Genomic DNA, 5399 nt, shown 5'->3' with positions numbered 1-5399 from the left:
GTTCCGGAAGGGCCTGATTTCGAGATTGAGACCCAGAATGTCGACCCCGAGATTGCATCGACACCAGGCGCGCAACTGGTGGTGCCGATCATGAACGCCCGCTTTGCCTTGAATGCTGCAAATGCGCGTTGGGGCAACCTTTATGACGCGCTCTATGGCACGGATGCGCTGGGCGATTTGCCGGCGGGCGAGGGCTATGATCCCTCCCGTGGGGCCCGCGTGATTGCGTGGGCCAAGGCGTTTCTAGACCAGGCTGTGCCGTTGAGCGGTGGGTCTTGGGCAGATGTCACATCTTTGAGCGTGTATGGCGGGGCGTTAGATCTTGGGGCCTTTTCCTTGTCCGACCCGGCACAGTTTCTTGGCCATGGCGGGAATGAGGAGGAGGCACAGACCTTTTTGTTCGGCAACAACCATCTGGCGATCGAGATCGTGGTGGACCGCAATGATGTCATCGGCACTTCTGATCCCGCGGGTATTTCTGCGGTCAACCTTGAATCCGCCCTGTCCACTATCATGGATTGCGAGGACAGTGTGGCCGCCGTGGATGCCGAGGACAAGGTTCTGGCCTATGGCAACTGGCTGGGCCTGATGAAAGGCGATCTGGAAGAAAGCTTTGAGAAGGGTGGCAAGGTCATCACCCGCCGGATGGCGAGCGACCGGACCTATACTGCGCCTGATGGATCGGCACTCAGCATGAAGGGCCGCAGCCTGATGCTGGTCCGCAATGTGGGTCACCTGATGACCAACCCGGCCATTCACGACCGTGATGGCAACGAGGTGGGTGAAGGGTTGATGGATGCCATGATCACCACCCTGATCGCCATGCATGACCTGCAGAAGACCGAAGGGCTGCGCAATTCGGTTTGTGGATCGGTTTACGTGGTGAAGCCCAAGATGCACGGGCCGGTCGAAGTGGCGTTTGCTGACGAGATCTTCACGCGCGTTGAGAAAGTGTTGGGCCTGCCTGCCAACACCGTGAAGCTGGGGATCATGGATGAGGAGCGGCGCACATCCGCTAACCTCAAGGAATGTATCCGGGCGGCGAAGGCGCGCGTGGCCTTTATCAACACCGGTTTCCTGGATCGTACGGGTGATGAGATTCATACCTCGATGGAAGCGGGGCCGATGATCCCGAAGGGCGAGATGAAGGGGGCGGCTTGGATCGCCTCTTACGAAGATCGCAATGTCGATATCGGTCTGGAATGCGGCTTGAAAGGCAAGGCGCAGATCGGCAAGGGCATGTGGGCCATGCCGGACCGTATGGCTGAGATGCTGGAGCAGAAGATCGGGCATCCGCAGTCGGGCGCGACCTGTGCGTGGGTGCCGTCTCCGACGGCCGCGACCTTGCACGCTACGCACTACCACAAGGTCGACGTTATGGCCCGGCAGGACACGCTTAAAGCGGGTGGCGCGCGTGGCACGCTCGAGGATTTGCTGACCATTCCTGTCGCTGTGGGGCGCAACTTCTCTTCCGAAGAAATTGCGCGCGAGATGGAGAACAATGCGCAAGGTATTCTGGGATATGTTGTGCGCTGGGTGGATCAGGGCGTTGGCTGCTCCAAGGTGCCGGACATCAACGATGTGGGTCTGATGGAGGACCGCGCGACATGCCGGATCAGTGCGCAGGCTATGTCGAACTGGCTGCACCATGGCGTGGTGAGCGAGGATCAGGTGATGGCGTCCCTCAAGAAGATGGCCGAGGTTGTGGACCGCCAGAACGCAGATGATCCCGCCTATCTGCCGATGGCTCCGGGCTTTGACGGTGTGGCCTTTCAAGCTGCCTGCGATCTGGTGTTGAAGGGCCGGGTGCAGCCGTCCGGTTATACAGAGCCGGTGCTGCATGCGCGCCGGTTGGAGTTCAAGGCGGCCTGAGCCGTGGATTGAGAGCGCTGGGGGCTGTCTGCCCCCAGACCCCCGAGGATTTTCTAAAAACAGAGAAGGGCCCGGCAACTGGGTCCGTCAGGAGACAAGACATGGCGATTTCGTTGCGCAAGGCGCGGACCATCATTCGCAAAGCGTTGGAGAAGGGGCGGGAGATGGGGTTGAAGCCTCTGTCCATCGTGGTGCTGGACGCCGGCGGGCATGTGCAGGCCTTTGAGCGTGAGGATGGGGCGGCCCCCGGTCGGTTCGCGATTGCGCAGGGCAAGGCCTATGGTGCGGTCATGCTGGGTATGGCCGGCACGGCGCAGATGGCGCGGGCCGAGCAGCAGGCTTATTTCATGGCGGCGGTGAACGGCGTTTATGGTGGGCAGGTTGTGCCGGTGCCCGGCGGTGTGCTGGTGCGCGACAAGAAAGGCGCAGTCATCGGCGCTGTTGGCGTGACGGGCGACACGTCGGATAACGATGCCGTTGCAGCCGTCGCGGGCATCGAAGCGGCCGCTTTGGTGGCTGAAATTTAGGCACTGCCCGCATCTGCGGCTTTTTGCACATGTCCTTGCGCGCCCGTCTCTCTGTTCAGGAGGCGGGCGTCTGCGTATATCGGTTGAAACGCAACCAGTGCAGAGGACCCTATGGCGCGGCCCATTATCGGCATCATTTCGAACCACCACGTGATCAATGACGAATACGAGGTGCAGGCGGCTGGCCTGATCAACGTATCAGCTGTTGCAGATGTGTCCGAAGGCTTGCCCATGCTGATCCCGGCAGAGCCTGCCAAGGTGCGGATTTCCGATCTGTTGGAACATTGTGCGGGTTTCGTGTTCACCGGCGGGCGCGCCAATGTGCATCCGGAGGAGTATGGTGAAGAGCCAACCGAGGCCCACGGGGCCTTTGACCGGAACCGAGATAGTGTGACATTGCCGCTGATCCGCGCTTGCGTGGAGCGGGGGCAGCCGTTTCTGGGCATTTGCCGGGGCTTTCAGGAGGTCAACGTGGCCATGGGCGGGTCGCTTTACCCGGAGATCCGTGATCTGCCGGGCCGCGACAATCATCGCATGCCGCCCGATGGGACGCTGGAAGAAAAGTTTGCTCTGCGCCACGATGTGACGTTTTCCGAAGGCGGCGTGTTTCACCGTCTGATGGGGCGCCAGTCGGTGCCCACCAACACGTTGCACGGTCAAGGGATCAAGACCGCCGGTCCGCGCGTTGTGGTGGACGGGCATGCACCTGATGGGACGGCCGAAGCCATCTATATCGACGGCGCGCCCGGTTTTACCCTGTCGGTACAGTGGCACCCGGAGTGGAACGCGAAATGCGATCCTGTATCGCGCCCATTGTTCGAAGCCTTTGGCGAGGCGTGCCGCGATTGGGCAGATGGCGGGCGCGCGCGCCCGGTTTTGCGCTCGGCTTAAACGCCCGTTAACCAAGAGGCGGGCAGGGTGGCGATATGCCACGTTATGTTCGCTCCAATTGCCCCGGTTCCACATATTTCTTTACCGCCCGTGCCGCACACCGCGGCACTGACCTGTTTCTGCGCGAGATTGATCCGCTACGTGTGGCCATGCGCAAGACACGGGAGAAGTATCCGTTTTCCATCGAAGAGATCGTTGTGCTGGGGGATGTCATACATACCCTGTGGCAGCTGCCTGAGGGGGATGCAGATTTTTCGACCCGGTGGCGGATGCTGAAAAGCTTGTTTTCTCGGTCTGTCGAGGCGCCGCAGGATGTTTGCGGGTTGCGTCTGCGTTCTGGCGAGAAAGGACTGTGGCAGCGCCGGTTCTGGGAACATGTCATCCGGGATGGGGAGGATCTGGCGGCCCATCGGCATATGATTTTCTCGGCGCCGGTACAGGCCGGATTGGTCAACCGCGCGGAAGAGTGGCCGCATTCATCAATACATCGGGCGATTGAACAAGGACGCTATCCGGCGTGTGGTCCTGTTGGCCGGGCATATCGTCCATATCCAACACCGGTGGCTGGGCGCACGACACGTGCGCCTTACGATACCGGAACCGTCGCCACGTAAGGCGGGGTTGTGCCCCGCCTATGGGCATTTGAATGGTGCGATGACGTGATCTGTAAGGCGGAGGTGTCCTCCGCCATCGGCGGATCAAGATCCGCCTTACGCCGTCTGCCCGCCTGAGATCTGGATGCATTGACCGTTGATGCTTTGCGATCCGGGCCCAACAAGCCAGAGCGCCGCAGCAGCCACTTCATCCGCATCGATCAGCCGTTTGTGTCGGTTCGCATCGATCATCACCTGTCGCGCGTCTTCCGTGCTCATCCCCGTCCGTTCGGCAATGGCGACCTGGTTGCGGTCGACGATCGGGGTGTCGACATATCCGGGGCAGAGCGCGTTGAAGGTATAGGGCTGGCCCATGTAGTCTTCGCTGAGGCTTCGGACCAGGCCGATCAACCCGTGTTTGGATGCCGAATACGCGGCACCACCCGGCAAACCACGTAGTCCGGCAATGGACGACACTGCGATCACGCGGCCCCAATCCGTTTCGCGCATGCCGGGCAAACAGGCACGGATGGTCAGAAAGGCACCATCCAGGTTCGTGGCCATCATGTTCCGCCAAAAATCCAGTTTGGTTTTGTGCAGGGCGCGCCCCTCGGCGATGCCGGCATTGGGAACGCAAATCTGGATGGGTCCGCGTTCTGCGACAGCATTGTTTATCACAGTATTGACGGATGCTTCGTCCCGTACATCCATGGCAGCACCCCAGATCCCGTCACCCGCGACTTCGTCGAGAACCTCTTGCCGCCGTCCGGTGATCGTGACCTGTGCTCCGCGCTGCTGCAGCGCATGTGCGATCGCAAGACCAATGCCGGTGCCACCGCCAGTGACCAGGGCATGTTTGCCGGTGAGAAATGTGTCGGATGTCATGAGGCTGTTCCCTTTGCGCAAAAGAGTAACCCAACATTGCGCGGTCAATGCCGAAGGATCAATCACAATTCATCGGATGCCTGCGCCATTCGTCGCGGTCTTTCTGCAACGCATTGACAGGCCTACGCCTTTTCTCTTCAGGTGCAATCATAGTTAACGTGTGTCAAATGATTAGCCTGCTCCATATTCCCCCAGTCTGGCTTGTGTTCTGCGTCTTTCTGGCGTGGTGCCAAGGGAGCTATATGCCGCTTGGGATGAGCGTTGATCACCCGGTTACGCATATGATGGCGGGCCTGTTGATCGGCGCGGGTGTACTGTTGATGATTGCGGCCCTGCGCGCGTTTTGGCGGCACAAGACAACGGTGATCCCGCACCAAGAACCGCAACGACTGATCACCGATGGTGTGTTCGCCCGCACCCGGAACCCCATTTACCTGGGCGACACACTTCTTCTGGCCGGTCTGATCCTGCGCTTTGATGCGGTGCCGTCATTGGTTCTGGTCCCGGCCTTCGTTTGGTGGATCGAGCACCAGTTCATCATTCCGGAAGAGGACCGGATGCGCCGTATTTTCCGAGTGGAGTTTGCGCGCTACGAACAAAAAGTGCGCAGGTGGGTCTGAAAATTTTCGAA

The 5399-nt window shown here is 60.1% G+C and carries 6 protein-coding genes; 5 read left to right on the top strand and 1 reads right to left on the bottom strand.

Translation table 11 applies throughout. The features are described 5' to 3' along the window. The 4 genes from AC6RA8_RS17945 to AC6RA8_RS17930 all read left to right on the top strand — a co-directional run. Positions 1 to 1872, top strand: a 1872-nt coding sequence (locus AC6RA8_RS17945) for a malate synthase G (RefSeq protein ID WP_500354541.1), incomplete at its 5' end; no start/stop codon positions are given. 101 nt (positions 1873 to 1973) lie between these two features. Then, the gene (locus AC6RA8_RS17940) at positions 1974 to 2399 is read left to right on the top strand and encodes a GlcG/HbpS family heme-binding protein (protein WP_500354539.1); all 426 of its coding nucleotides are present in this window, start codon (positions 1974 to 1976) and stop codon (positions 2397 to 2399) included. Positions 2400 to 2510: 111 nt separating this feature from the next. Continuing rightward, positions 2511 to 3290, top strand: a complete 780-nt coding sequence (locus AC6RA8_RS17935; protein WP_500354537.1) for a gamma-glutamyl-gamma-aminobutyrate hydrolase family protein — start codon at positions 2511 to 2513, stop codon at positions 3288 to 3290. A gap of 35 nt (positions 3291 to 3325) precedes the next feature. Next, on the top strand, positions 3326 to 3904 hold the full coding sequence (locus AC6RA8_RS17930) for an REP-associated tyrosine transposase (protein ID WP_500354536.1): 579 nt from the start codon (positions 3326 to 3328) through the stop codon (positions 3902 to 3904). Between the two features lie 96 nt (positions 3905 to 4000). Here the strand turns inward: AC6RA8_RS17930 and AC6RA8_RS17925 are convergent, their stop codons facing one another. Further along, on the bottom strand, positions 4001 to 4768 hold the full coding sequence (locus tag AC6RA8_RS17925; RefSeq protein ID WP_500354534.1) for an SDR family NAD(P)-dependent oxidoreductase: 768 nt from the start codon (positions 4766 to 4768) through the stop codon (positions 4001 to 4003). Positions 4769 to 5022: 254 nt separating this feature from the next. Here AC6RA8_RS17925 and AC6RA8_RS17920 point away from each other — a divergent pair, with 254 nt between their 5' ends. Then, complete coding sequence (locus AC6RA8_RS17920) at positions 5023 to 5388, top strand: methyltransferase family protein (protein ID WP_500354532.1); 366 nt, start codon at positions 5023 to 5025, stop codon at positions 5386 to 5388. Positions 5389 to 5399 lie beyond the last annotated feature (11 nt).

Source organism: Tateyamaria sp. (assembly GCF_059783535.1).
Note: the sequence above shows the minus strand (reverse complement) of the source record. Positions and strands in the feature narration are given on the sequence as shown.